This window comes from Micromonospora citrea, from assembly GCF_900090315.1.
GTDB classification, from domain to species: domain Bacteria; phylum Actinomycetota; class Actinomycetes; order Mycobacteriales; family Micromonosporaceae; genus Micromonospora; species Micromonospora citrea.
Window position 1 is genome coordinate 1,780,021 of sequence record NZ_FMHZ01000002.1, and the last position, 22,922, is coordinate 1,802,942.

Annotated in this window: 29 protein-coding genes and 1 pseudogene; 14 read left to right on the forward strand and 16 right to left on the reverse strand. The window is 73.6% G+C overall.

The annotated features are described in order from the left end of the window. Window positions 1–50: 50 nt before the first annotated feature. Entirely contained in the window at window positions 51–407 is a 357-nt protein-coding gene (locus GA0070606_RS08185; RefSeq protein ID WP_091107455.1) for a DUF3099 domain-containing protein, read from the reverse strand. Window positions 408–512: 105 nt separating this feature from the next. Between GA0070606_RS08185 and GA0070606_RS08190 the strand changes: the two genes are divergently transcribed. Together GA0070606_RS08190 and GA0070606_RS08195 are read left to right on the forward strand one after the other, a co-directional pair. Beyond that, entirely contained in the window at window positions 513–800 is a 288-nt protein-coding gene (locus GA0070606_RS08190) for a hypothetical protein (RefSeq protein ID WP_245724613.1), read from the forward strand. A 13-nt stretch (window positions 801–813) separates the two neighbouring features. Continuing rightward, window positions 814–1,125: a hypothetical protein gene (locus GA0070606_RS08195; RefSeq protein WP_091107457.1), complete on the forward strand. Its 312-nt coding sequence runs from the start codon at window positions 814–816 to the stop codon at window positions 1,123–1,125. Between the two features lie 77 nt (window positions 1,126–1,202). Here the strand turns inward: GA0070606_RS08195 and GA0070606_RS08200 are convergent, their stop codons facing one another. The 3 genes from GA0070606_RS08200 to GA0070606_RS08210 form a co-directional block, all read right to left on the reverse strand. Beyond that, entirely contained in the window at window positions 1,203–2,444 is a 1,242-nt protein-coding gene (locus GA0070606_RS08200) for a low temperature requirement protein A (RefSeq protein ID WP_091096477.1), read from the reverse strand. Between the two features lie 55 nt (window positions 2,445–2,499). Continuing rightward, window positions 2,500–3,081 carry an HhH-GPD-type base excision DNA repair protein gene (locus GA0070606_RS08205; RefSeq protein WP_425413088.1) on the reverse strand — a complete coding sequence of 194 codons (582 nt, stop codon included), beginning with the start codon at window positions 3,079–3,081 and terminating at the stop codon, window positions 2,500–2,502. Between the two features lie 177 nt (window positions 3,082–3,258). Continuing rightward, complete coding sequence (locus GA0070606_RS08210) at window positions 3,259–3,750, reverse strand: hypothetical protein (RefSeq protein ID WP_141721620.1); 492 nt, start codon at window positions 3,748–3,750, stop codon at window positions 3,259–3,261. 399 nt (window positions 3,751–4,149) lie between these two features. Here GA0070606_RS08210 and GA0070606_RS08215 point away from each other — a divergent pair, with 399 nt between their 5' ends. Further along, window positions 4,150–5,634 carry a DUF7782 domain-containing protein gene (locus GA0070606_RS08215; protein ID WP_245724614.1) on the forward strand — a complete coding sequence of 495 codons (1,485 nt, stop codon included), beginning with the start codon at window positions 4,150–4,152 and terminating at the stop codon, window positions 5,632–5,634. Continuing rightward, window positions 5,634–6,056: a D-aminoacyl-tRNA deacylase gene (dtd, locus tag GA0070606_RS08220; protein ID WP_091096481.1), complete on the forward strand. Its 423-nt coding sequence runs from the start codon at window positions 5,634–5,636 to the stop codon at window positions 6,054–6,056. The genes GA0070606_RS08215 and dtd overlap by 1 nt, the downstream gene beginning before the upstream one ends. A 117-nt stretch (window positions 6,057–6,173) precedes the next feature. Here the strand turns inward: dtd and GA0070606_RS08225 are convergent, their stop codons facing one another. Next, window positions 6,174–6,962, reverse strand: a complete 789-nt coding sequence (locus GA0070606_RS08225; RefSeq protein ID WP_091107463.1) for a sporulation protein — start codon at window positions 6,960–6,962, stop codon at window positions 6,174–6,176. 258 nt (window positions 6,963–7,220) lie between these two features. Here GA0070606_RS08225 and sigB point away from each other — a divergent pair, with 258 nt between their 5' ends. The 4 genes and pseudogenes from sigB (at window position 7,221) to GA0070606_RS08245 (ending at window position 9,871) form a co-directional block, all read left to right on the forward strand. Beyond that, window positions 7,221–8,237, forward strand: a complete 1,017-nt coding sequence (gene sigB / locus GA0070606_RS08230; protein ID WP_425413032.1) for an RNA polymerase sigma factor SigB — start codon at window positions 7,221–7,223, stop codon at window positions 8,235–8,237. A gap of 130 nt (window positions 8,238–8,367) precedes the next feature. Continuing rightward, window positions 8,368–8,733 (forward strand): annotated as a pseudogene (locus tag GA0070606_RS08235) (ArsR/SmtB family transcription factor); the annotation flags it as partial. 293 nt (window positions 8,734–9,026) lie between these two features. Next, on the forward strand, window positions 9,027–9,467 hold the full coding sequence (locus GA0070606_RS08240) for an SRPBCC domain-containing protein (RefSeq protein WP_091107467.1): 441 nt from the start codon (window positions 9,027–9,029) through the stop codon (window positions 9,465–9,467). Next, entirely contained in the window at window positions 9,464–9,871 is a 408-nt protein-coding gene (locus GA0070606_RS08245; RefSeq protein ID WP_091096483.1) for a VOC family protein, read from the forward strand. The genes GA0070606_RS08240 and GA0070606_RS08245 overlap by 4 nt, the downstream gene beginning before the upstream one ends. Before the next feature lie 94 nt (window positions 9,872–9,965). Here the strand turns inward: GA0070606_RS08245 and GA0070606_RS08250 are convergent, their stop codons facing one another. Genes GA0070606_RS08250 through GA0070606_RS08260 form a run of 3 tightly spaced genes read right to left on the reverse strand, consistent with a single transcriptional unit; the run spans window position 9,966 to window position 14,632 of the window. After that, window positions 9,966–12,521: a bifunctional acetate--CoA ligase family protein/GNAT family N-acetyltransferase gene (locus GA0070606_RS08250; protein WP_091096485.1), complete on the reverse strand. Its 2,556-nt coding sequence runs from the start codon at window positions 12,519–12,521 to the stop codon at window positions 9,966–9,968. Window positions 12,522–12,544: 23 nt separating this feature from the next. Further along, entirely contained in the window at window positions 12,545–13,726 is a 1,182-nt protein-coding gene (locus GA0070606_RS08255; protein WP_091096486.1) for an acetoin utilization protein AcuC, read from the reverse strand. A 48-nt stretch (window positions 13,727–13,774) separates the two neighbouring features. Continuing rightward, entirely contained in the window at window positions 13,775–14,632 is an 858-nt protein-coding gene (locus tag GA0070606_RS08260; RefSeq protein ID WP_091096488.1) for a sulfurtransferase, read from the reverse strand. A 168-nt stretch (window positions 14,633–14,800) separates the two neighbouring features. Between GA0070606_RS08260 and GA0070606_RS08265 the strand changes: the two genes are divergently transcribed. Beyond that, window positions 14,801–15,490, forward strand: coding sequence for an iron-dependent transcriptional repressor DtxR (locus GA0070606_RS08265; protein ID WP_091096491.1), 690 nt, complete (start codon window positions 14,801–14,803; stop codon window positions 15,488–15,490). Between the two features lie 207 nt (window positions 15,491–15,697). On the opposite strand, the gene GA0070606_RS08270 is transcribed toward GA0070606_RS08265, so the two are convergent. The 4 genes from GA0070606_RS08270 to GA0070606_RS08280 all read right to left on the reverse strand — a co-directional run bounded on the left by GA0070606_RS08270 (window position 15,698) and on the right by GA0070606_RS08280 (window position 16,997). Beyond that, a complete protein-coding gene (locus tag GA0070606_RS08270; RefSeq protein ID WP_091107469.1) occupies window positions 15,698–16,249 on the reverse strand; it encodes a hypothetical protein in 552 nt (183 codons plus the stop codon). 88 nt (window positions 16,250–16,337) lie between these two features. Beyond that, complete coding sequence (locus GA0070606_RS08275; protein WP_091096492.1) at window positions 16,338–16,580, reverse strand: DUF5522 domain-containing protein; 243 nt, start codon at window positions 16,578–16,580, stop codon at window positions 16,338–16,340. Continuing rightward, window positions 16,552–16,728, reverse strand: coding sequence for a hypothetical protein (locus GA0070606_RS32435; RefSeq protein WP_176737269.1), 177 nt, complete (start codon window positions 16,726–16,728; stop codon window positions 16,552–16,554). The genes GA0070606_RS08275 and GA0070606_RS32435 overlap by 29 nt, the downstream gene beginning before the upstream one ends. Continuing rightward, the gene (locus GA0070606_RS08280) at window positions 16,725–16,997 is read right to left on the reverse strand and encodes an asparaginase domain-containing protein (protein WP_141721621.1); all 273 of its coding nucleotides are present in this window, start codon (window positions 16,995–16,997) and stop codon (window positions 16,725–16,727) included. The genes GA0070606_RS32435 and GA0070606_RS08280 overlap by 4 nt, the downstream gene beginning before the upstream one ends. A gap of 207 nt (window positions 16,998–17,204) precedes the next feature. Between GA0070606_RS08280 and GA0070606_RS08285 the strand changes: the two genes are divergently transcribed. Both GA0070606_RS08285 and GA0070606_RS08290 read left to right on the forward strand, forming a co-directional pair. Next, window positions 17,205–18,473: an MFS transporter gene (locus GA0070606_RS08285; protein ID WP_176737270.1), complete on the forward strand. Its 1,269-nt coding sequence runs from the start codon at window positions 17,205–17,207 to the stop codon at window positions 18,471–18,473. Window positions 18,474–18,866: 393 nt separating this feature from the next. Continuing rightward, the gene (locus tag GA0070606_RS08290; protein ID WP_091096498.1) at window positions 18,867–19,181 is read left to right on the forward strand and encodes a TraR/DksA family transcriptional regulator; all 315 of its coding nucleotides are present in this window, start codon (window positions 18,867–18,869) and stop codon (window positions 19,179–19,181) included. Window positions 19,182–19,261: 80 nt separating this feature from the next. Here GA0070606_RS08290 and GA0070606_RS08295 read toward each other — a convergent pair whose 3' ends face one another. Further along, entirely contained in the window at window positions 19,262–20,146 is an 885-nt protein-coding gene (locus GA0070606_RS08295; RefSeq protein WP_091096500.1) for an NAD(P)-dependent oxidoreductase, read from the reverse strand. On the opposite strand from GA0070606_RS08295, the gene GA0070606_RS08300 reads away from it, so the two are divergent. After that, window positions 20,132–20,605 carry a MerR family transcriptional regulator gene (locus GA0070606_RS08300; RefSeq protein ID WP_245724615.1) on the forward strand — a complete coding sequence of 158 codons (474 nt, stop codon included), beginning with the start codon at window positions 20,132–20,134 and terminating at the stop codon, window positions 20,603–20,605. The genes GA0070606_RS08295 and GA0070606_RS08300 overlap by 15 nt on opposite strands. Window positions 20,606–20,698: 93 nt before the next feature. Here the strand turns inward: GA0070606_RS08300 and GA0070606_RS08305 are convergent, their stop codons facing one another. From GA0070606_RS08305 to GA0070606_RS33200, 3 genes are read right to left on the reverse strand one after another with little or no spacing between them, the layout of a single operon-like run. Further along, on the reverse strand, window positions 20,699–20,908 hold the full coding sequence (locus GA0070606_RS08305) for a hypothetical protein (protein WP_091096504.1): 210 nt from the start codon (window positions 20,906–20,908) through the stop codon (window positions 20,699–20,701). Further along, complete coding sequence (locus GA0070606_RS08310) at window positions 20,905–21,123, reverse strand: hypothetical protein (RefSeq protein ID WP_091096505.1); 219 nt, start codon at window positions 21,121–21,123, stop codon at window positions 20,905–20,907. The genes GA0070606_RS08305 and GA0070606_RS08310 overlap by 4 nt, the downstream gene beginning before the upstream one ends. Further along, window positions 21,120–21,299 (reverse strand): hypothetical protein, encoded by a 180-nt coding sequence (locus GA0070606_RS33200; RefSeq protein ID WP_091096507.1) that lies wholly within the window; start codon window positions 21,297–21,299, stop codon window positions 21,120–21,122. Before GA0070606_RS33200 ends, GA0070606_RS08310 begins: the two co-directional genes overlap by 4 nt. A gap of 307 nt (window positions 21,300–21,606) precedes the next feature. On the opposite strand from GA0070606_RS33200, the gene GA0070606_RS08325 reads away from it, so the two are divergent. Continuing rightward, window positions 21,607–22,467 (forward strand): helix-turn-helix domain-containing protein, encoded by an 861-nt coding sequence (locus tag GA0070606_RS08325; protein ID WP_091096510.1) that lies wholly within the window; start codon window positions 21,607–21,609, stop codon window positions 22,465–22,467. 10 nt (window positions 22,468–22,477) lie between these two features. Beyond that, window positions 22,478–22,669, forward strand: coding sequence for a DUF397 domain-containing protein (locus tag GA0070606_RS08330; RefSeq protein WP_091107470.1), 192 nt, complete (start codon window positions 22,478–22,480; stop codon window positions 22,667–22,669). Window positions 22,670–22,922 lie beyond the last annotated feature (253 nt).

A 22,922-nucleotide genomic window follows, 5' to 3' on the forward strand; every position in this document is an offset into this window, starting at 1 on the left:
GAGAGTGGGGTGGCGGCGGGGCCAGGGCTGGCAGGGTGGGGCGGGGTGGGTCAGGGTTCGGCGTCGATGATCTTGTGGGGGCGCTCCTCGGCGGTGAGGCTCATCGGCGGGGTCTCGTCCCGGTGTCGCGGCTGGAACCGGTTCGCCAGCCGGTGCTGTTCCTTGGGCGGTCGGTCGTTGGCCAGCAGCACGGCCAGCCACGGGATGAGCACCATGCCGAGGGCCACCAACGGCAGCCAGAGCCAGAGCATCGGGGCCTGCACCCCGACCAGGACGGCACCGACGATCACGCAGGCCACCCGGATCCCCATCATCAGCACGTAGCGCTTCTGCCGGCTGGTGAGCTGGTCGTCCTGGCTGCGCGAGGCGTCGGTGATCAGAATCGGCTGGTACGCCTGACGCTTCACCACGGACCTCCTCGAGGGATTACGCCCCATCCTGTCACCTCCCGCGCATGATCAGCGAAATTCGCTTCGGCCGGCTGCGTGTTACATCCGTGGTACGCTCGCGCCGTGGGCAGCAGGTTCAGCTTCACCGACGAGGCGTTGGCCAACCTGAGGGTCTACGACGTCACGCCCGGGGAAGTCTGGGAGGCGCTGCACAGCACCCGCCGGGTGATCCGTCACCTGGGTGACGACGTGATGGTCGTCTACGCCGCCGCCCGCCGGGGGCGCAGGCTGGCCGTGCTGCTCGCCGAGGCCGACGGCACCGACAACGACTGGGACATCCTCTCCGCCCGTGAGCTCAGCGACGCCGAGGCGAAGCGCTACGACGAGGCCGTGCGGAGATCTCGCCGATGAGGAGGCGGTGACGATGAACCGTAACGACGCGACCAAGCAGTTCCACAGCGGCGGTGACCGGCTCGCGGAGCTGATCGACGAGAGTCACCCTGTGGAGCTGCCCACCCCCGACACCGACACCCCCATGGTCAGCCGCTCGGTGCGCCTGCCGCTGGAGACGTACGAGCGGGTCCGCGCGGCCGCCGACGCGCGCGGCATCGGGGTCACCACGCTGATGCGGCAGTGGATCGAGGCGGGCCTCGCCGACCTGGACGACTCAGCGACGGTCTCCCTCGCCGACGTGCGGCGGGCGCTGGCCGCCCTGTCCCGGCCGACCGCCGCCTGACACCGCCCGCCGGCCGCCGCCTGAGACCAGAGTGCCGGCGGGCCGCCGCCTGACAGCGCGCGTCGACCGGCCGGCCCTCACGGGGTCCGGTGGTAGTCCCCTCCCCCGGCCTCGCCGTGCAGGAGTGGCGAGGCGGGCAGCTCCGGGGTCCGGCGGCGACTGCGCCACCCGTCGGCGATCGCGACCCCGGCCAGCGTCGCGGCGACCGCCGCCAGCGCCACCATCGGCGGCCCCAGGGTGAGCACCGGCGCCAGCAGGAGCAACGCCAGCAGACCGCCCCAACGTGACCAGGACACCCGGCCGAAGATCTCGTACTCGAAGCGGGCACGGGCGGCCAGGAAGATCGCCGGGCCGCCGACGACGAAGACCAGCCAGGCCGGGTCCATCCGGCCGAACGGGTGCACGATCACCAGTTCGTAGCCGACGGCGGTGCTCAGCACACCGACGACGATGACCAGGTGGGTGGCGGCGACGGAGGCGCCGAGCCGCCCGGGCGACCGGGCGACCCGCAGCGCCTCGGCGAGCACGTGACCCGCCCGGTGGAAGTAGATCCGCCAGAGCAGCGCCGTGGTGACGAACGCGACGGTGAACGCGCCGGCCCGGTTGGCGGTGAAGTCCGTGCCGCTGTACGTCAGTCCGATGACCAGGATGGTCTCCCCCAGCGAGATGAGGAAGATCTGCTGGTACCGGTCGGCGAGGTGCTCGCCGGCGATCAGCCAGCCGGACGCGCGCGCCGCGCCGAGCCGGGGCAACGGCCAGCCGAGCACGAGACCGGTGCCGTCGATGGCCAGCGCGAGCACCCACAGTGGCAGGCGCAGCTGGTCCGGCGCGAACGCCCCGGCCAGCCAGGGCACGGCGCCCACGGCCGCCCAGGCGGCGAGTTGCAGCGGCACCGTACGGCGCGGGTGGCTGCGCATCGCCGTGGCGATGACCAACGGCCGGCCCACCATCACCGTCAGGTACGCGAGCACGAACGGCAACGCCCGTCCCTCGAACGCCCCGGGCAGCGCCACCGCCATCACCATGGCGCCGAACATGGATCCCACCACGACGAACTGGATCACCGACCGCTCCGGCTCGTACCGGCTGGTGACCCAGGTGGTGATGGACCAGAGCAGCCAGAGGGCGAGGAAGAGCACGCCGGTGCGCGCGATCTCGGCGGCCAGCCCGGCGGCGGAGGCACCGGCGCCGTCGACCAGGCGCAGCGAGACGCGGGTCAGCGCGAAGACGAAGACCAGGTCGAAGAAGAGTTCCAGGAAGGTGGCCCGGGTCGAACTGATCTCCGGGCGCAGCAGCTGCCTACCGCGTCGGTCCGTCATCGGCTGCCCGTCGTCGCCATCCTGGCTACAACGACCGCGGCGGCGGACGGTTGCGTCAACCTTCGGCGGTCTTCGCCTTCGCCGCCGCCTTCGCCTGCTGCTTGTACTCGCGCACCCGGCGCAGCGACTCGGCGTCGACGACGTCGGCCACCGACCGGTGGGCGTCCGCGTCGCCGTATCCGCCGGCCGCCTCCCGCCAGCCCTCCGGCGTGACCCCGAACCGCTTGCCGAGCAGGGCGACGAAGATCTGTGCCTTCTGCCGGCCGAAGCCGGGCAGGTCGGCGACGCGCCGGAGCAGCTCCCGGCCGTCGGCGACGCCGGACCAGAGCCCGGCGGCGTCGCCGTCGTACCGGTCGACGAGGACCCGGCACACCTCCTGCACCCGGGACGCCATGGCCTTCGGGAACCGGTGCAGCGCCGGCGGCTGGGCGAACAGGGCGACCAGGACCTCCGGATCGTGGTCGGCGAGGCTGCGGGCGTCCAGGCCGCGCCCGAGCCGCTGGGTCAGCACGTACGGCGAGGAGAACGCCTTCTCCATCGTCACCTGCTGATCGAGCACCATCCCCAGCAGCAGGGCCAGCGGATCCCGGTTGAGCAGGTCGTTGGCCTCGGGGTCGATGGGCAGCGCGAGCGTCATGCAGGCCATGGTCGCGTACCCGGCGACGGCGATGTGTGCCGGCACGCCGGAAACCCCGCACGCGAGGTGCCGGGGTGTCGCGGGCACGGGGCGTACCGTCACCGACGGCGCTCCGCAGGTCGTCGCCGCCCCGTGCCCGCACCGCTCACCGCGCCTGCCGGCGGTCCTACCCCGTCCTCAGGAGGAGATCTCCGGGCTGCCGGTCAGGCTCCAGGTGAAGTCGCCCTTGCCGTCGCCGTCGATGTTGTACTTGACGTACCCGTCGGCGCTCCAGCCGCTTCCGCTCGTCACGCTGGTGGGTGCACCGTACAGCTCGATGCTGTCGGAGGCGCCCCAGTTGTTGATCTCGTCGGTCAGGTCGAAGCTGTCCATCCCGACAACCGCGTCGTTGCGCTCCAGCCGCAGGTGGAGGTCGAAGTTGTCGAACTCGTACCCGCCGGCGTCCGCCCAACGGACGTAGGCCATCGCGTCGTTGTAGTGGCTACGGAAGCAGAGCTTGATGTAGACGTCGACGTTGGCCCCCGGAGTGTCCATCTCCTTGTGCTGCTCGGCGCTGCACGAGGTGGCCGCCTGCGCCGGGGTGGCGCTGACCAGGGCGGCACCGAGCAGGGCGGCAGACGCGGTCAGGGCGGTGCCGAGCCGCGCCAGCGTACGCCTCTTCGTGAACATGTCGATCTCCTCGCTCAGCGGACGCGGCGAGCCGCGCCCGTCTTCCATTCGGTGAGGTGCCCGACGCCGCGCACCGCGCGGACCCGCCGTTCCGCCCCTGCCCGTGCCCCCGCGAGGGCTCGCTGTGGACGGCGACGGCGGCCTGGCCGGCGCCGCCGGCCGTACGGGACGTCGTCGCACAGGAGGTGGCGCGGTACGTGCCGCTGCGGCCCGCGCGACGACGGGCCCCGGCACCCGGCCGACCCTCGCCGGGCGGGTGCCGAGGGGAAACCTAGCCAGGGAGGAAAAGGTGTCCGCTCGGCCACCGTCGCCGGGTCCGCCGCGCGACGCCCGGGGCGCCGGCCGGGGTTGTCGCGGGTGGGTCCGCCCGGCGAGGGCGGCACCAGGCAGGATGGCGGCGTGGACGGACACGACATGCTGCTCTCCCCCGCCGGCGTCGAGGCGCTGCGGAGCGCGCTGACCCGGGCGGGCTACACCTCGAACGGGATCGCCGCCCGGCTCGGCCCTCAGGCCACCGGCGGGATGGCCCGCAACGACTTCCGGGCCGCCCTGCGGGCCACCCGGGACGGTGACCCGCTCGACACGCTGATCCGGGTGTTCATCTGCGAGCAGACCGAGCCGGAGGCCGCCGTGGCCGCCGCGCTGGCGCCGCTGGCGCTGGAGGAGGCGCTCGCCGGAGGCCTGGTCGAACGGCACGGCGACGGACTGCGGATGGGGCTGGACCTGGAGCCGTACGGGGACGACTGGTGGGTGCTCGCCGACGTGCCCGCCAGCGCCCGGCCCGGCCGCCCCCTGCACGCCGAGCACGTCCTCGGCATCGGCGGGGCGACCCAGACGCTGATCGGCGCGACCGTCCGCCGGCCCGTGGAGACCGCGCTGGACCTGGGCACCGGTTCCGGCGTGCAGGCGCTGCACCTGGCCACCCACGCCCGGCGGGTCACCGCCACCGACGTCTCCGCGCGGGCGCTGCGCTTCGCCGCCACGACGGCGGCCCTCAACGGCCAGGACTGGGAGCTGCTGCGCGGCGACATGGTCGCTCCCGTCGCGGGGCGCCGCTTCGACCTGGTGGTGAGCAACCCGCCCTTCGTGGTGGGGCCGGGCACCACCACGCACGTCTACCGGGACTCCGGACGCGTCGGCGACGCGATCGGCGCGGAGCTGGCCGCCGCCGCGCCGGGCCTACTCACCGAGGGCGGCACCATGCAGTACCTGGCCAACTGGGTGCACGTCACCGGCGAGGACTGGGGCGAGCGGGTCGCCGGCTGGTTCGCCGGGACCGGCCTGGACGCCTGGGTCATCCAGCGGGAGGTGGCCGACCCGATGGCGTACGTCAACCTGTGGCTCACCGACGTCGGCGAGAGCGCCGACCCGCGCCGGGCCGCCGACTGGCTGGACTGGTTCGACGCGCACAAGGTGGAGGCGATCGGGTTCGGCATCGTGTCGCTGCGCCGTTCCGGCCACGACGACCCGGTGGTCCGGGTGGAGGACCTGCGTCAGCGCGTGGAGGCGCCGCTGGGCGACCGGATCGGCGCCTGGTTCGACCGCCAGGACTGGCTTCGCCCACGCGACACCGACGCCCTGCTCTCCGCGCGCTACCGGGCGGCCGAGGGTCTCCAGCTCCGGCAGGAGGCCACGATGGGTGACGAGGGTTGGGCGGTGGACCGGCAGGTGCTCGCCATGCCGCACGGGCTGCGCTGGACCGAGGAGATCGACCCCCTGGTGCTGGCCCTGGTCGGCGGGGCCGACGGGCGGCTGCCGCTGCGCGACCAGCTCGCCCTGCTCGCCGCCGCGCACGACGTCGCCCCGGAGGAACTGGCCGACGCGGCCGGGCCGATCGTGGCGCACCTGGTCGAGCGCGGCTTCGTCGAGCCGGTGGACGGCTGATGCGGGCCGTGGTGCAGACCGTCGGCCGGGCCGCCGTGACGGTCGACGGCGAGGTGGTCGGCGCGATCGAGGACGGGCTGCTGGTGCTGCTCGGGGTGACCCACACCGACACGGACGAGATCGCGCGCACGATGGCCCGCAAGGTGCACGAGCTGCGCATCCTGGACGAGGAGCGGTCTGCCGCCGACGTCGGCGCGCCGATCCTGGTGGTCAGCCAGTTCACGCTCTACGGCGACGCCCGCAGGGGACGCCGCCCGAGCTGGACGGCGGCGGCCCCCGCCGAGGTAGCGGAGCCGCTGGTGACGGCGGTCGTGACGGCGCTGCGGGACCGGGGCGCGACGGTGGAGACCGGCCGCTTCCGTGCCCACATGCTGGTGGAGAGCGTCAACGTCGGCCCACGCACACTGCTCCTCGACCTCTGAGCCCACTTCCCCACCTCCCGCCGGCCCCAGCGCGGTTGGCCATGAAGTCGTTGCCGCGACACGCTGCGGCGGATGGCGACAACTCCATGGTCAACCCGCGCCTGTCGGGGGAAGGGGTCAGGAGAAGAGGCCGCGGCGGTGGAGGGACTGGCGGATCCAGCCGTCGAGCTGGGCCGTCCAGTCGGTGCGCTCGGCGGTGGCGTGGTCGATGGTGAAGCGGCCGAAGGCGTCCCGGCCCTCGGTGAAGAGGCCGCCGCGCTTGTCGAGCTCCAGCACCACCTGGATCTGCTGCGGGTCGGTGACGAACGTGACCTCGAGCTGGTTGATGGCGCCGGCGTACTGCGGGGCGGAGTGGAACTCGATCTCCTGGTAGAAGGGCAGGCTCTGCCGCACGCCGTAGATGTGGCCGCGCTCCACGTCGGCCCGGGCGAAGCGGAAGCCCAGCCGCAGGAACGCCTCCAGGATCTTCTGCTGGGACGGCAGCGGGTGCACCGCCACCGCGTCCAGGTCGCCCTTGTCGACCGAGCGGGCCACCTCCAGCTCCGTACGCAGCCCCATCGTCATCCCGTGCAGGTGCTGCCCGTACAGCTCGGTCAGCGGCGTCTCCCACGGCACGGCGAAGCGGAACGGGATGTCGTGACGCTGGCCCGGCTCCAACCGGAAGGCGCCGGTCGCGGCCTGCCGGTGGAACTCCTGCGTGGTCTCGTAGTCGTTGTCGCCGCTCTCGACCTCGACGCGGGTGACCAGGCCCAGCGCGACGTAGGAGATGTCGACGGCGTGGTCACCGCCGGCCACGTGCACGACTCCCTCCAGCTGGCCACCGGGGCGGCAGTTCGGGTTCGCCAGCACCGTCTCGACCGACGGGCCGCCGACGCCCATCGCCTGCATGAGCCGCTTGAAGACCACGACACCCTCCACAACCTGTTCCGGTGCGCCGACGTCGTCGGCGGCGTCGGCCCCACTGGCCGACCGCTGGCACCGTAGCCGCTTCCGGCAAGGAACGCTCGGCGACGGCCCGGGCACGCCGAGCAGGGCTGCGACCGGATTCCTGTCGGGTCTCCGATCGCCTCACCCCCGTTTCACGCCCCGCCCGCCAAGCTTGTGTCACACCGGCACCACTGGGCCGGAACGACGGCACAGACGTGGACACGGGGAGAAACCGAGATGGCCCTGCAGATGATGGAGCACCGGATGCGCCCGGCCGGCACCACCGAGGCCGACCACGCCACCGACACCCTGACCGACCTGGACGCCACCGACGAGCGCGGCGTCTCCACGGACCTGGTCCGGGCATACCTGAACGGGATCGGGCGGACGAAGCTGCTGACCGCCGCGCAGGAGGTCGACCTGGCCAAGCGGATCGAGGCCGGGCTGTTCGCCGAGGAGAAGCTGGCGACGTGCACCCCGGTCTCCGCCGAGCTGCGGGCCGACCTGGAACTGATCGTCGCGCAGGGCCGCGCGGCGAAGGACCACCTGCTGGAGGCGAACCTGCGCCTGGTGGTCAGCATCGCCAAGCGCTACACGGGCCGCGGGATGGCCTTCCTCGACCTGATCCAGGAGGGCAACCTCGGCCTGATCCGCGCGGTCGAGAAGTTCGACTACGCGAAGGGCTACAAGTTCTCCACCTACGCCACCTGGTGGATCCGGCAGGCGATCACCCGGGCGATGGCCGACCAGGCCCGCACCATCCGCATCCCGGTGCACATGGTCGAGCAGGTCAACCGCATGGTCCGGGCCCGCCGCGAGCTCTCCGTCTCGCTGGGCCGCGAGCCCACCGTCGCCGAGGTGGCCCGGGCGATGGAGATCCCGGAGTTCCAGGTGATCGAGCTGATCTCGTACGACCGGGAGCCGGTGAGCCTGGACCAGGCGGTCGGCGAGGACGGCGAGAGCGCGCTGGGCGACTTCGTCGCCGCGGTGGACCCGAGCGCCGAGCCGGGCGACGCCGCCGCGCAGGGCGAGCTGCGCAACGAGGTGAGCATCGTGCTGGCCACCCTCTCCCAGCGGGAGCAGGCGGTGATCCGGCTCCGGTTCGGGCTCGACGACGGCCGGCAGCGCACCCTCGACGAGGTGGGGCGGGAGTTCGGCCTGTCCCGCGAGCGGATCCGGCAGATCGAGAAGGTGACGCTGCTGAAGCTGCGCGCCCCGGAGCGGGCGCAGCGCCTTGAGGCGTACGCCTGCTGACTCCCGAGCCACGCGAGGCCCCGGCGGTTCGCCGGGGCCTCGCGTGCGTCGGCGCGCCGAGCCGGTGCTTGACCGGGACCGGCGGACGCGATAGAAACCAACTGGTTATGAAACCAGGGGGTTATCGGCAGTGGACACCGACGGCTTGGACGCCACCTTCGCGGCGCTGGCCGACCCGACCCGGCGGGCCATCCTGGCCCGGCTGGCGGCCGGCGAGGCGACGGTCACCGAGCTGGCCGCGCCGTTCGCGATGAGCCAGCCCGCCATCTCGAAACACCTGCGGGTCCTCGAACGGGCCGGGCTGGTCAGCCGGGGGCGCGACGCGCAGCGGCGACCGTGCCGCCTGGAGGCCGGCCCGCTGCGGGAGGCCACCGCCTGGCTGGCCGGCTACCGCGACTACTGGGCCGAGAGCTACCAGCGCCTCGACGCCCTGCTCGACGAACTCCAGGCCGTCGACCGGGCCGCCACCGGTACCGACGCGCCCGGCCGGACTCCGGGTCCCGGGCGGGGCGAGGCCGGCCAAGCCGGACGGGACGAGGCCAGCCGGACCGGACGGGACGCGACCCCGGCCACCGGCCGGGACGAGGCCAACCGAGCCGCGCGGGACGAGGCCAGCCAAGCCGCGCGGGACGAGGCCAGCCAAGCCGCGCGGGACGAGGCCAGCCAAGCCGCGCGGGACGAGGCCAGCCGAACCGGGCGGGACGAGGCGCCGGGCGGCGGGCGGTGAGCGGACCCGATGATCCGCTGGTGGTGCACGCCCCGGGTGATCGCGAGATCGTGCTGAGCCGGATGTTCGACGGCCCCGCGCCCCTGGTCTTCGCCGCCTTCACCCGGCCGGAGCTGCTCGTCCGTTGGTACGGCGCGCGCGGCTGGCGGCTGGTCGAATGCGAGGTGGACCTGCGGGTCGGCGGGCGGTGGCGTTTCGTCTCGGCGGGGCCGGGCGGCGAACGGATGGGCCAGAGCGGGGTCTACCAGCAGGTCGAGCCGGCCCGGCGGCTGATCTGCACCGAGCTCTTCGACGACCAGTCCTACCCGGGCGAGACCCTGGTCGCCCACGAGTTCACCGAGCTCGTCGGGCGGACCACGGTCACCACCACGCTGCGCTACGCCACCGCCGAGGGCCGGGACACCGTGCTGCGCTACCCGATGGCCCGCGGCGTCGGGGAGAGCTTCGCGCGCCTGGCCGACCTGCTGCACCAGACATCGACGACACGAGGAGAGGCACCATGAACTGGACCCTGGAAGTGGTGATCGTCCCGGTCTCCGACGTGGACCGGGCCAAGGCGTTCTACGCCGACCAGCTCGGCTTCAACGTGGACCACGACACCGTGGTCGGCGACGAAGGACGGATCGTGCAGCTCACCCCGCCCGGCTCGGGCTGCTCGATCGTGATCGGCAGGGGCGTGGTGCCGGAGATGCCGCCGGGCTCCCTCAAGGGCCTCCAACTGGTCGTGCCGGACCTGCACAAGGCCCGCGCCGAGCTGGTCGAGCGCGGCGTGCGGGTCAGCGAGATCCAGGTGGTGGGCAAGAACCCTCGCCCCGTGCCGGATCCGTTGGACAACGTCGGCTTCGTCTTCTTCAGCGACCCGGACGGCAACGCCTGGGCCGTGCAGCAGATCTCCGAACGGGCCTGACCGCCCGCCGTCGCCCCCGCACCGGGTCTCCGCCGCGGGCGGCCCCCGTCCTCACCGCCCGGCAAGGGCCGGTGTCGGGGCGGAGTGCCCGTCCTCACAGCCGACGGGGGCCGGTGTCGGGACGGGTGACGGCGGAGCCGACGCGGACGGTGGCGTGCAGCACGGAGATGCCGTCCGGGCGGGCCAGCACCGGGTTGAGCGTCAGCGCGCGGACCCGGGGCTGCTCGTCGGCGAGCTGGCCGACCCGCAGCAGCAGGTCGGCCAGCGCCGCCCGGTCCACCGGCACCGCGCCCCGGTGCCCGCGCAGCAGCGGCGCCGCCCGCGGCTCGTCGACCAGCTCGGCGGCGTCCAGGTCGGTCAGCGGCACCGCCCGCCAGGCCCGGTCACCCAGCAGCTCGGTGGCGACACCGCCGAGCCCGAAGCCGACCACCGGGCCGAACGCCGGGTCCTCGACCAGCTCGACGACGCAGGCCACGCCCGGCGGCACCATCGGCTGGACCAGCACGTCCGCGCCGAACACCGCCGCCATCTCCGCGTACGCGCGGTGCACCGTGGCCGCGTCGGGCAGGTCGAGCCGGACCGCGCCGAGGTCGAGCCGGTGCCGCAGACCGGGAGCGGCGGCCTTGAGGGCCACCGGGAACCCGAGCCGGGCCGCCGCCTCCACGGCCTCGCCGGCCGAGCGCGCCGGCACCGAGTCGACCACGTCGATGCCGTACGCCGCCAGCAGCCCCATCGGGTCGAGGGCCTCGGGTCGCAGGGCCGCGTGCGCGGCCTCCCGGTCGACCCGGGGCAGCTCCGGCGGCACGCCCGCCGGGCGGCGGAGCCAGTCGGCGTACGCGGCGACCCGGGCGAGGGCGCGGACGGCCTCCTCCACGCTCGGGTACGCGGGCACCCCGGCCGGCGCCCGGCCGACCAGGAACGTCGCCACGGTCGGCTTGCCGGCGGCGAGGGCGGCCGGCAGGGCGGCGGTGAAGTCCGCCTCGGTGTCGGTGAGCTGCCCGGGCAGCGGCGGGGCGAAGACCACCACCAGCGCGTCCACGCCCTCGTCGGCGGCGGTGTCGGCGAGCGCGGCGGCGAACTCGGCCGCGCCGGCGCGGGGCCCGACGTCGCGCGGGTAGCCGTGCGCCACGGTGAGCCCCTGCGCGGCGCAGGCGGTGGCCGCGAGCCCGGTCAGCGCCGAGGAGTTGCCGACCACGCCGACGCGCGGCCCGGCCGGCAGGGGCTGGTTGGCCAGCAGCACCCCGACGTCGAGCAGCTCGGCGACCGTGTCCACCCGGATCACGCCGGACTGGGCGAACAGCGCGCCGACGGCCACCTCGTCCGGCCCGGCGGAGTCGCCAACGCCGGGCGGGCGGGCCGGCGAGGCGAGCGCCACGACCGGCTTGTCCCGGCCGATCCGGCGGGCCAGCCGGGCGAACTTGCGCGGGTTGCCGAAGGTCTCCAGGTACAACATGATCACGTCGGTGCCCGGGTCGTCCTGCCAGTACTGGAGCAGGTCGTTGCCCGAGACGTCGGCCCGGTTGCCGGCCGAGACGAAGCTGGACAGGCCCAGCCCACGCCGGTCCGCCTCCGCCAGCAGCGCCACCCCGAACGCGCCGGACTGGCTGAAGATGCCCACCCGGCCGGGCACCGGCAGCCGCGGGGCGAGGGTGGCGTTGAGGCGTACCGCGGGGTCGGTGTTCGCCACCCCGAGGCAGTTCGGGCCCACCACGCGCATGCCCGCCGCGTGCGCCGCCCGCACCAGCGCGCGCTGCGCGGCCGCGCCCTCGCCGCCGGCCTCGGCGAAGCCCGCGGAGATGACCACCAGGCCGTGCGCGCCCGCCGCCGCCGCGTCGGCGACCACCTCCCGCGCCGACTCCGGCGGCACCGCCACCACGGCCAGGTCGACCGGCACCTGCGCGTCGGCCGCCGACCGGTACGCGGGCAGCCCGGCGACGGTGCTGGCGCTCGGGTGCACCGGGACCAGCGGACCGGAAAACCCGAAGTCACGCAGGTGCCCCAGCACCGCCGCGCCGACGCCCTGCCCGGTGGCGCTGGCCCCGTAGACGGCGACGCCGCGCGGGGCGAGCAGCCGGGCCACGGAGCGCGCCTCGGTGCGGTGCTCCCGGCCGCGCTGCACCTCCAGCGTCGCGTCGGTGGGCGCGATCGGGAAGGTCAGGTGCACCACGCCGTCGGCGAACTGCCGCTGGACCTGGTAGCCGAAGTCGGAGAAGACGCGCAGCATCGCGCCGTTGGCCGGGAGCACCTCGGCCACGAAGGTCACGATGCCGCTGCGGGCCGCCGCGTCGGCCAGGTGCTCCAGCAGCACCGAGCCGATGCCCCGGCCCTGGTAGGCGTCCTCGACCACGAACGCCACCTCGGCGTCCGGCGCCGCCGGGCCGAGCCGCTCGTAGCGGCCCACGGCGACGATCCGGTCGCCGGCCAGCACCACGAACGCCTCCCGGTCGCGGTGGTCGACGTTGACGAAGCGTTGCAGGTCACGCTCGGGGATGCGCGGGTACGGCGAGAAGTAGCGCAGGTAGCGGGTGCGCTCGGAGAAGCGCGAGTGCATCGCCACGATCTCCGGCGCGTCCGACGGGCGGATCGGTCGCAACTGGACTGTCGTACCGTCGCTGAGCAGCACGTCCACCGGTTGTTCCACCGTGGTCATCGTCCCGGCCCTCCCCGGCCGGCTCAGTCGCGCGGGTCGTGCGGATCGAGCCCGAACAGCGGGAACGCCGTCTTGCGGGCCGCCGCGATCGCCCGGTCCACCGCGGTCGGCTCGCCGGTCGGCTGCCACGGCTCGTACGACGGGTCGACGTCGTCGGTCATCCGCAGCGGGATGTCGCGGCCCGGCCGGCGCGCGGCGGCCAACTCCCGCCAGGCCGGCGGGGTCAGCGTGGCCGGCGCGATCGGCTCGCCGGTCGCCACCGCGAGCAGGTGCGTCCAGGCCCGGGGCACCACCTCGACCAGGGCGTACCCGCCGCCGCCGGTGGCCACCCAGCGCCCCTCGCACAGTTCGTCGGCGAGCGCCCGCAGGGCCAGGTAGGTGGCGCGCTGCCCGTCGACCGAGAGATTCAGGTCGGCGAGCGGGTCGAGCCGGTGCCCGTCCGCCCCGCACTGGGTCACCAGCACCTGCGGCCGGAACGCGCGCAGCACCGACGGCACGACCGCGTGGAAGGCGCGCTGCCAGCCCGCGTCGTCCACCCCGGGGGGCAGCGGCAGGTTGACGGCGCTGCCCTGCGCCTGCGGGCCGCCGGTCTCGTCGGGGAACCCGGTGCCGGGGAAGAGCGCCAGCGGCGTCTCGTGGACGCTGACCGTCAGCACCCGCGGGTCGTTCCAGAAGACCTGCTGCACCCCGTCGCCGTGGTGCACGTCCACGTCCACGTACGCGATCCGCTCCGCGCCCAGGTCGAGCAGGCGGGCGATCGCCACCGCCGGGTCGTTGTAGACGCAGAACCCGGCGGCGCGGGCCGGCATCGCGTGGTGCAGCCCGCCCGCCACGTTGACCGCCTGCCGGGCCTCGCCCCGCCACACCGCCTCGGCGGCGGCCACGGTGGCCCCGGCGACCAGCGCGCTCGACTCGTGCATCCCCTCGAAGACCGGGTTGTCGGAGGTGCCCAGCCCGAAGCCGGCGAAGAGCGGGTCGCGCGGGGCGATGCGCACCGCGTCGAGGTAACGCTGGTCGTGCACCCGGGTCAGCAGCGCGTCGTCGGCCGGCGCGGGCTTGACCAGCCGCACCCCGGGACGCTCCAGGACACCCAGCTCGCGGGCCAGCGCGACGGTCAGCTCCACCCGCACCGGATCGAGGGGGTGATCCCCCATGTCGTAGGCGAGCAGCGACTCGTCCCACACCACCACCGTGTCGTCGGACATGGCCACATCGTCGCACGCGCCCCGGCGTGCCCCCGGCGCACGCGCTGCTCACGTGGGCGGTGTCGCTCCGGTGGCCACCGGGCGGGACGGGTCGGCGACCCAGTTGCTCCACGATCCGACGTAGAGCGCCGCGTCCGGCCGACCGGCCAGGTGCAGGGCGAGCACGGCCTGCGCGGCGGTCACCCCCGAGCCGCAGTACGCCCCCACCGGCACGCCCTCGGCCACCCCGGCGTCGGCGAACCGCTTCCGCAGCGCGTCGACGGCCGGGAACCGGCCCTCGGCGACGTACTCGCCGGCGGGCAGGTTCACCGCGCCCGGCACGTGCCCGGCGACCGGGTCGATCGGCTCCGTCTCGCCCCGGTAGCGCGGCGCGGCTCGCACGTCCAGCAGGACGCCCTCGCCGGCGGCGGCCAGCCGGGCCGCCTCCCCCGCGTCGAGCACCGGCAGCGCGCCGGGGCGCACCTCGACGTCGCCCGGCTGCGGGGTCGGCACCGCCGTGCTGACGGGCAGCCCGGCGGCCTGCCACGCCGGGAAGCCGCCGTGCAGCAGCCGTACCGGCCGGTGGCCCGCCCAGCGCAGGGTCCACCAGGCGCGGGCGGCGGCCATGCCGTCGCCGCCGTCGTACACCACCACCGGACGACCGGCGCGGACGCCGGCGGCCCGCAGCGCGGCCTGGAGCGCGGCGGGGTCGGGCAGCGGGTGCCGGCCGGCGTCGCCCGGCGGACCGCAGAGCGCGGTGTCGAGGTCGACGAAGACCGCGCCGGGCAGGTGACCGGCGGCGTAGTCGTCCCGGCCGGGCGGGCCGGCGAGGCGCCAGCGGACGTCGAGCAGCGTGGGCGGGTCGGCGCGGTCGAGCTCGACCGCGAGCCGGTCGGCCTCGACCAGCAGATCCTCGGTTGCGGACATGAGGTCAAGTCAACACCATCCGGGGCCGCACCCCGCGGTTCGTCAAGGGTCGTTCGGCCTTTCCCGAGGTAGCATCGTGGGCCGGAGGGCCGCTGACGTGAAGCATGATCTGGTCGACACGACCGAGGATTTCGGTAACCACCGCCACGGTATGGAGGTCGTGACGCTGTGAAGTCCCACGACCTGGTGGACACGACCGAGATGTACCTCAAGACCATCCTCGAGCTGGAGGAGGAGGGGGTGCCGCCCCTGCGCGCCCGGATCGCCGAGCGGCTCGGGCAGAGCGGGCCCACCGTCAGCCAGACCGTCGCCCGGATGGAGCGCGACGGGCTGCTCACCGTCGAGGGCGACCGGCACCTGGCGCTCACCCCGCACGGCCGCAGCACCGCCGTGTCCGTGATGCGCAAGCACCGGCTCGCCGAGCTGCTGCTGGTCAACGTCATCGGGATGCCCTACGAGGAGGCCCACGAGGAGGCCTGCCGGTGGGAGCACGTGATGAGCGACGCCGTCGAGAAGCGGGTCTACGACCTGCTCAACCGGCCGACCCGCTCCCCCTACGGCAACCCGATCCCGGGGCTGGAGGAGCTGGGCATGCCGGAACCCGAGACCGCCGAAGCGGCCGAGGGTGAGCGCAACCTGGCCTTCCCCGGCCTCTCCGGGCCCGTGGTGGTCCGGCGGATCTGCGAGAGCGTGCAGACCGACGCCGACGTGCTCCGGCAGCTGCACGCCGCCGGCGTCGACCCGGGCGCGACGGTGACGGTGGCGCAGGAGCGCGACGGGGTGTCGATCGACCGCTCCGGCGACCGCATCCGACTCCCCCGCGAGGTCGCCTCCCGCGTCTTCGTAGCCGCCCACTGATCCCTGCCCTCCCTGTCCCTCCTCCCGCCCCGCCGCGGCCCCCGCGCCCCCGCTCGGCGCGGCGATCTTGCACTTTGTGCCCCGATATCTCGGGCACAAGGGGCAGACCGGGGGCCGAAAGTGCAAGATCGCCGCACACAAGGCGGCGCGGGGCAGAGTGCGGGGCGCTCCGCCGGGCCGGGCAGGCGCGGGGCGGGGCAGGCCGCGTCAGAGGGCGCGGATGTCGAGTTGCTTAGCCAGTGCGACGAGGGCGTCGGCGAGTTTGTCGGCGTCGGGCTTCGCCGTGTCGGGCGAAGCGGCGTAGCGGAGGGTGGCGAGGCGGCCTCCCGGGCTCAGCCAGCCCACCTCCGCGACCGGGCCGGCGGCGCCCTTGGCCGAGGTGGTCCGCTGGTACGCCTTCTGACCCAGCCCGGTGACCTTGGCCGCCTTGTCCGGCACCACGTCGGCGGTGAAGGTGGCCGCGTCGATCGACGAATCGGTGACGGTCAGCGTCAGCTCCGGCAGGGTGGCCTGCTCCGCGCGGACCACGCACGTGTGGCTGTCGCCGGTCGCGCTGGCGGCGGCCACGTCGAAGCGGAACCCGGCGTGCTGCTCGATCACGCCGAAGTCGAGCAGCCGGCACGCCCCGCCCGACGAGGCGGCGGCCACGTCGACCGCGATCGGCGCGGGCGGCGGCACCGCCACCGGTTCGTCGGCCTCCGCGCCGCACCCCGTCGCCAGCAGTACGGCCACCCCGGCGCCCACGATCCGCCCCCGCACGATCACTCCTCCGCTGTCCACCCCGACGTGTCCGCCGGACACCGTACGACCTGCCCCGCCCGCGCGGTAGCCCTCGATTCGGTCACTGTCAGTCGTCGACGTACGGGCAATGCCGGCAGCCGCGACCGCAGCAGGTGCCGCGCCGGGCCAGGAATCCCGCGCTGAGCACGAAGAGGCCGGTGGCCGGGTCGAGGTAGCCGGCCTCGCCGGCCGCCAAAGCGGCTGCGTGCGCGGCAATGATCCGCGCCCGGTCCGGGTGCTCCGGCGACAGCCGGGACGGGTGCGGCTCGGTCAGCGGCCGGTCAGCCAGCGGTCGTCGCTCTCCGGTCACCGGCGCAGTCTAGAGAACCTCGCCGCCAGCCGTGCCGGGCCAGGGCGGCGGCGATCTCCGCACGGCCCGCGCCGGCCGCGAGCAGCAGCCGCAGCAGCACCTTCGCCTTGTACGGGTCGAGCAGCCCGCCGTCGTCGTCGAGCGTCACGGTGTGCAGCGCGACCCGGGTGGCGTCGAGTCGCGCCGGGTCACCGCCCGCGAGGCGACGCCGACCACGTCGAGCAGTTGGCGGTACGTCAGGTGCGCGCTCGGCACCGCGTGGGTGTCGCGGACGTCCAGTGGCAGGCCCAACTCGTCCAGCCCGGGCGCGGCGGCGGTCAGGTCCGTGCCGGTCAGCCGGGTGACCACCCCGGCCCGGCTGGGATCCGCTCCGCCCATCGCGATCGTGCCGCCGAGGGTGAACAGGGCGATCGACACGCCGGCCTCCCGTCCGCCGCTGCGGAAGGCGACCCCGCAGACCGTACCGCCCGGGTCGGATAACCGGTGGCGCCGGTCCGCGTGCACTCGGCAGGCTGGCCCGATGGATCACCGCCGCACCTTCCCGCAGCGTGCCCTGCGCTCGTCGGGCGTCGGGGCGTCGCCGCTATCCCGCCGGCGGTCGTCGGCGCGGGCCGGGGACGGGACGTGACACAGCAGGTGGCCCGGCCCGTCGAGGCCGGCCCACCGGCGCGGTCGTCGCTGCTGCGCAGCCGGAACTTCGGGCTGCTCCTGGCCGGGCAGACGGTCAGCGAGCTGGGCACCCGGATCTCCGGGGTGGCGGTGCCCCTGCTCGCCGCCGGCACCCTCGACGCCGGCGTCTTCCAGGTCTCGCTGCTGACCGCGCTCGCCTGGCTGCCGTACCTGCTCTTCTCGCTGCCCGCCGGGATCCTCGCCGACCGGGTCGACCAGCGGCGCCTGATGGTCGCCTGCGACCTGGGCCGGGCCGCGTTGCTGCTGTCGGTGCCGGTGGTCGCGCTGGTCGACCGGCTCACCCTCGGTTTCCTGTACGCGGTGGTCGGGCTCTCCGGCATGCTCACCGTGCTGTTCACCGTGGCCCACAGGAGCGTGCTGCCCCGGCTGGTGCCGTCGGCCCGGCTCGTGGACGCCAACGCGAAGCTCACCGTCACCCACGACTCCGCCGAACTCGTCGGCCCGACGGTCGGCGGGGTGCTGGTCGGGCTGGTCGGCGCCGCGAGGACCTTCGTCGTCACCGGCCTGGCCTTCGCCGTCAGCGGGGTGACCCTGCTGCTGATCCGCGACGCGCCGACGGCACCGGAGTCCCGGGACCGGGTGCCGCTGCGGGTGGAGATGACGGAGGGGCTGGGCTTCATCCGGCGCCAGCCGATCCTGCGCAGCATCCTCGCCTGCACCACCGTCTCCAACTTCTTCGTGATGGCGTCCGCCTCCATCGAGGTGGTCTTCCTGCTCCAGGAGCTGCACGCCCCGCCGGCGCTGGTCGGGTCGGTCTTCTCGGTCAGCGCCGTCGGCGGGCTCGTGGTCGGCGCGCTCGCCGACCGGTTGACCGCGTGGCTCGGCTCGGCCCGGCTGGTCTGGGTGGCGATGGCAGCCCCCGGCCCGCTCTATCTGCTCATGCCCCTGGCGCAGCCGGGCTGGGGCGTGCTGCTCTACGGCGTCGGGCTGGCCGCGTTCTCCGCCAACGCGGTGCTCTACAACGTCGCCACCCTGACGTACCGGCAGCGGATCACCCCGCCGGCCCTGCTGGGCCGGGTGAACGCGGCGTTCCTGTGGATCTGCTTCGGCGTGATCCCGCTCGGCGCGCTCGCCGGCGGCACGCTCGCCAGCCAGCTCGGGCTGCGGCCGGCGCTGTGGATCTGCGTCCTGGGCACGTGGAGCGCCGCGCTCTTCGTCGTCTGCTCCCCGCTGCGGCGGATGCGGGACATGCCGGCGACCTGACCCGTCGCGTCGCGGGCCGACGACCAGCGCGCTCACGGCTGACGGGCGCCCTGCCGGGTGAGGCCGGTCTCCGGGCCGACGGAAGCACGTTGGCTTTCCGATCCGCCCGGCCTATGGTGGCTGCATGTGTTCGTACGGTCAGCAGAGGAGCACCGCCGTCCCGGTGACGACGGCGTCCCCTGCTGCCCGTCGGTGTGTCCTGTCCGTGACCGTCGCGACCCGGGTGGTGCGATCCGCCGTCGCGCCGTCGTGCCTCGGCTCGGTCGCCTCTCGACTGCCGAGCCCCGTCCCCGCCGGACGTAGCCCTCCTGGACCGCTTGCAATTACGCGAACGGCCACCAGGGCGAAGCTTCCCAAGCTTCGGCCCTTTTTCTTTTTCCGAGGAGCTACGCCATGACCACGCACACCCAGCCGGACCAGAAGTGGCTCGATGAGCTGCGGGCGACACTGACGACCGACTTCGAGGCGCAGACCGTCCGGCTCACGCAACTGACGGCCGACACGGGCGACCCGGGCGAGGCGCACACCCAGAGCGCGATGATCGCCGCGACCCGGCAGAGCCTGGACCAGATCAGCGGTGCGCTGCGGCGCATCGCCGAGGGTCGCTACGGCATCTGCGAGAAGTGCTCCGCGCCGATCCCGCGGGAGCGCCTGGAGGTGCTGCCGCACGCCCGCTTCTGCGTGCCCTGCCAGCAGAAGCAGCACTGACCTGAGGGGGCGTGGGCTGCCTCGGGACGACGAGGCAGCCCACGACGCCTGAGCACGTGCCGGTCGGCTCCCGGCGCCGATCACCCGTTGCGGGGCGTGCGGAACTCCTCGATCAGCACGGGATACTGCTCTCCACCGTGTCCGGCGGCGATCGCCCGGTCGGCCATCGCCCTGATCAGCTTCGGCAGTTCGGCGTTGACGCCCACCGCCTCGCTCTCCTCGACCAGGTGCGCCATCGCCCGCGCGTCGGTCTCCAGGGCCGACACCTCGGCCGGGAAGGATCCCTTGTCGATCTGCTCGGCGTACCCGGGCAGCCACTCCGCCACGCCGACAGCGATCTGGCGCGCGAACTGCGCGTACGTCGCGGCGTCGACACCGGCCGTGGCGAGCATGGCGGTGCCCTGGAGCCAGGCGTTCAGGATGCTCCACATCATGGCCAGGCCGGCGACGTCGTACAGGGAGGCCAGCCCGTGGTCCGCGCCGAGGTGGGTGACGGTGCCGAGCGCGCCGAGGGTCGACTCGTGCGCCGCGAAGTCCGCCTGCGGCCCGCTGTGCAGGATCACCGCCTCGGCGGTCCCGATCGCCGGCGGGACGGCCATGATGGCGCCGTCGAGGTAGCGGGCGCCGCGCTGCTCGGCCCACCGGGCGGCCTCCCGGGCCTGGGCAGAGGAGCCCGAGGTCAGGTTGACCAGCGTGGTGCCGTCCAGCGCGACGTCGGTCGCGCCGAGCAGTTCGTGGACGGCCTGGTAGTCGGTGAGGCAGATGACGGTCAGAGGGCTCGCCGTGAGCGCGTCGCCCACCGACGGCGCCAGCCGGGCGCCCTCGGCCACGAGCCGGTCGGCCTTGGCGGTCGTACGGTTCCAGACCGTCGTGGAGTGCCCGGCCTTCAGGAACGCGCCGGCGAGCGCCTGGCCCATCAGTCCGAGCCCAATGACCGTCACGGATGTGTCGTGGTTGTTGTTCATGGCAACATCGTCAACGTTGATACCGGTATGAAGGTCAAGCGGGGATTTTCGATGCGGATCGGTGAACTGAGTCGTCGGACGGGCGTCAACGCCCATCAGCTGCGCTACTACGAGGCCCAGGGCCTGCTGGAGGCCGACCGCGGCGCGAACGGTTACCGCGCGTACGGCGAGGACGCCGTGCTGCGGGTGAGGCAGATCCGGCACCTGCTCGGTGCCGGCCTGTCCTCCGAGGACATCGCCTATCTGCTGCCCTGTGCGGTCGGCGAGGCCCCGGAGCTGTTCGGGTGCCCCGAGTTGCTGGCCGCGATGCGGTCACGGCTGCGGCGGCTCGACGACCAGATGGCCAGGATCGCCCAGTCCCGCGAGGCTCTCGCCGACTACATCGACGCGGCCGAGCGGACGGGGGCCGAGACCTATCCTCCCTTCGACGCCGCGAACCTGGAGCCGGTGCCCGCCTGAGCGGTCGGGGCACCGGTCCCGGCCTTGTCGACGGGGAACGGCGGCAGGCGGTACCCGCTCGCCGCGCGACGGGCAGGCCGCCCTCGGCGGCCCTCATACCGGGCGACCGCGTTCGGCGCCTCCTGTCGTCCGCTCCCCGGGTCGCGGCGCCCTGCGCCGCGAGATCTCCTCCAGGTGCTGGCGCTTGTGCTGCCGCACCATCTCGTCCCAGACATCCTGGTCGTAGTCGGGATCGGGCGGGATCCACCTGTGGGAGCCGTCGCTGTAGTGGAATCGCTCGTCGCCGCGCCGGATCACGCTCATCGGACCCACCCCAGGAAGCGCCGGTGCAGCAGCCCGGCGGGCACCCAGGTCAGATCTTCGGCCGCCCACACCAGGTAGGACCCCATGTAGAGGGCCAACGACACCGGCGCGCCCTCGAACTCGGCGTGCAGCTCCCTGCGCCGGGTCCCGCACGGCCAGGGCGCGTCGCACCCACCGCAGGTCCACACCGGAAGGACCGGCCCGTGGGTGGTCACGACGAGCCGTCCAGGAACAACCGGGTCGCGACCCGGGCACGCCAGCGGGCGGCCCATTCGGCCTGATAGCAGGGGTACGGCACCAGCCGCGCCCACCACCGGCGGCATCCGGCGCACAGGCCGTCGACGCCGGGCAGGTGGACCGCCAGGACCCGCCCGACCTGATCCTCCGTCACTGCTGCTCCTCCCCCGGCCAATGACCGCGGCAGATCGGCGTTCGGTGTCGGGCCCGGCAGGGCAGCTCCGACCCGCACCGACAGATCCGGCGCCACCGCCGCCAGGACCAGACCGGGCGGTGCCTGCGGGCCAGCGTCAGCGCCACCGCCAACAGGTACTCGTCGTACGACACGGTTCGCCTCACACCGCCCCCAAAACTTGGACTCCTATTTTGGTAGTCCAACCAGGGTAGAAGCTGGACTTCCAATTTGGGAATCTGCTGCGGCGTGTCGCGGCATCACCGGCGGACGGGGCCATAATCGGCCGATGGTCAACCCGACGATCCAACGGCGACGACTTGGACTTGCGTTGAAGCGCGCCCGTGAAAGCGCCGGCAGAACGCAGGACGAGGCAGCGGTCGTCATCGACGCAGCGGCAAGCAAGATCAGCAGACTTGAGCTGGGGCAGTCAGGGATCAAGCTGACCGATCTGAATCTGCTGCTCGCCTTCTACGGCATCAGTGGCGAGGAGGCGGAGTCACTGCGCGAGCTCGCACGGGCAGGACGCCAGCGCGGCCGCTGGAGTACGTATCGCAATGCCGTACCCGACTGGTTCCGCCAGTACCTCGACCTGGAAGGCGACGCGTCGGAGATCCGCTGGTATCAGCCGGAGGTCGTCCCCGGGATCCTCCAGATCGAGCCCTACATCCGCGCGATGAACGCCACCGCTCAGCCGCTCCCAGCCGCTGAGGATGTCGACCGGCAGGTCAGGGTCCGCCTGGAACGTCAGGCGATCCTGCGCCACGACGGTGGCCCCGAACTGAGCTTCATCCTGAGCGAGTCGGCGTTGCGGCGAAGCATCGGGGCCACGGCAACGATGCACAGCCAATTACTGCACCTGGCCGAGGTCGGCAAGCAGCCGAACGTCGCACTCCAGGTCTTCCCGTTCGACGCGCAGACCTACGAGACGGCGTCCTTCAACTTCGTCATCCTGCGATTCAACGACGATGCGGCATCGGACGTCATCTACGTCGAGACGTTCACCGACGCCGATTACCTCGACCGTCCGGACGCCGTGCGGGCCTACACTCGCCTGTGGGACCGACTCCGGGCAGCCGCTCTCGGGCCGGTAGAGTCGCGCAAGCTCATCCTGCGGATGGCGCACGACATGGAGCGGCAAGGGACCTGAGAGAGTGATCATGGAGACCTCGGATCGCCCGGTCTGGCGCAAGTCGAGCTACAGCGACAACAACGGCGGCGCCTGCGTCGAGGTCGCCACCAGCAGTGCTGGGATCCGCGTCCGGGACAGCAAGGACCCCAGCGGACCCACGCTGGGCTTCTCTCGTGAAGCGTGGACCTGGTTTGTCAGCGAGTTCCGGGCTCGCCGATAACCGTTCTCCCGTCTGTTCGGGTCGCTGATCCGTCCACGCGCCCTCGATCCAGGCTCGCGCAGCGGCGACACTGCTGATGAGCCGTGCGTGACAAGCGCAGACCTTCACCCCGGTGAAGCGACCGCGCTTGTACGGGCCCGGCGAGTTGGCCGCCCTGTTCGGCGTGTCACGACAGCGGGTCCTGGAGATCACCCGCAGGCCCGGCTTTCCTGAACCTGTCGCCCGCCTGATCGGGACGACCGCCTGGGACGCG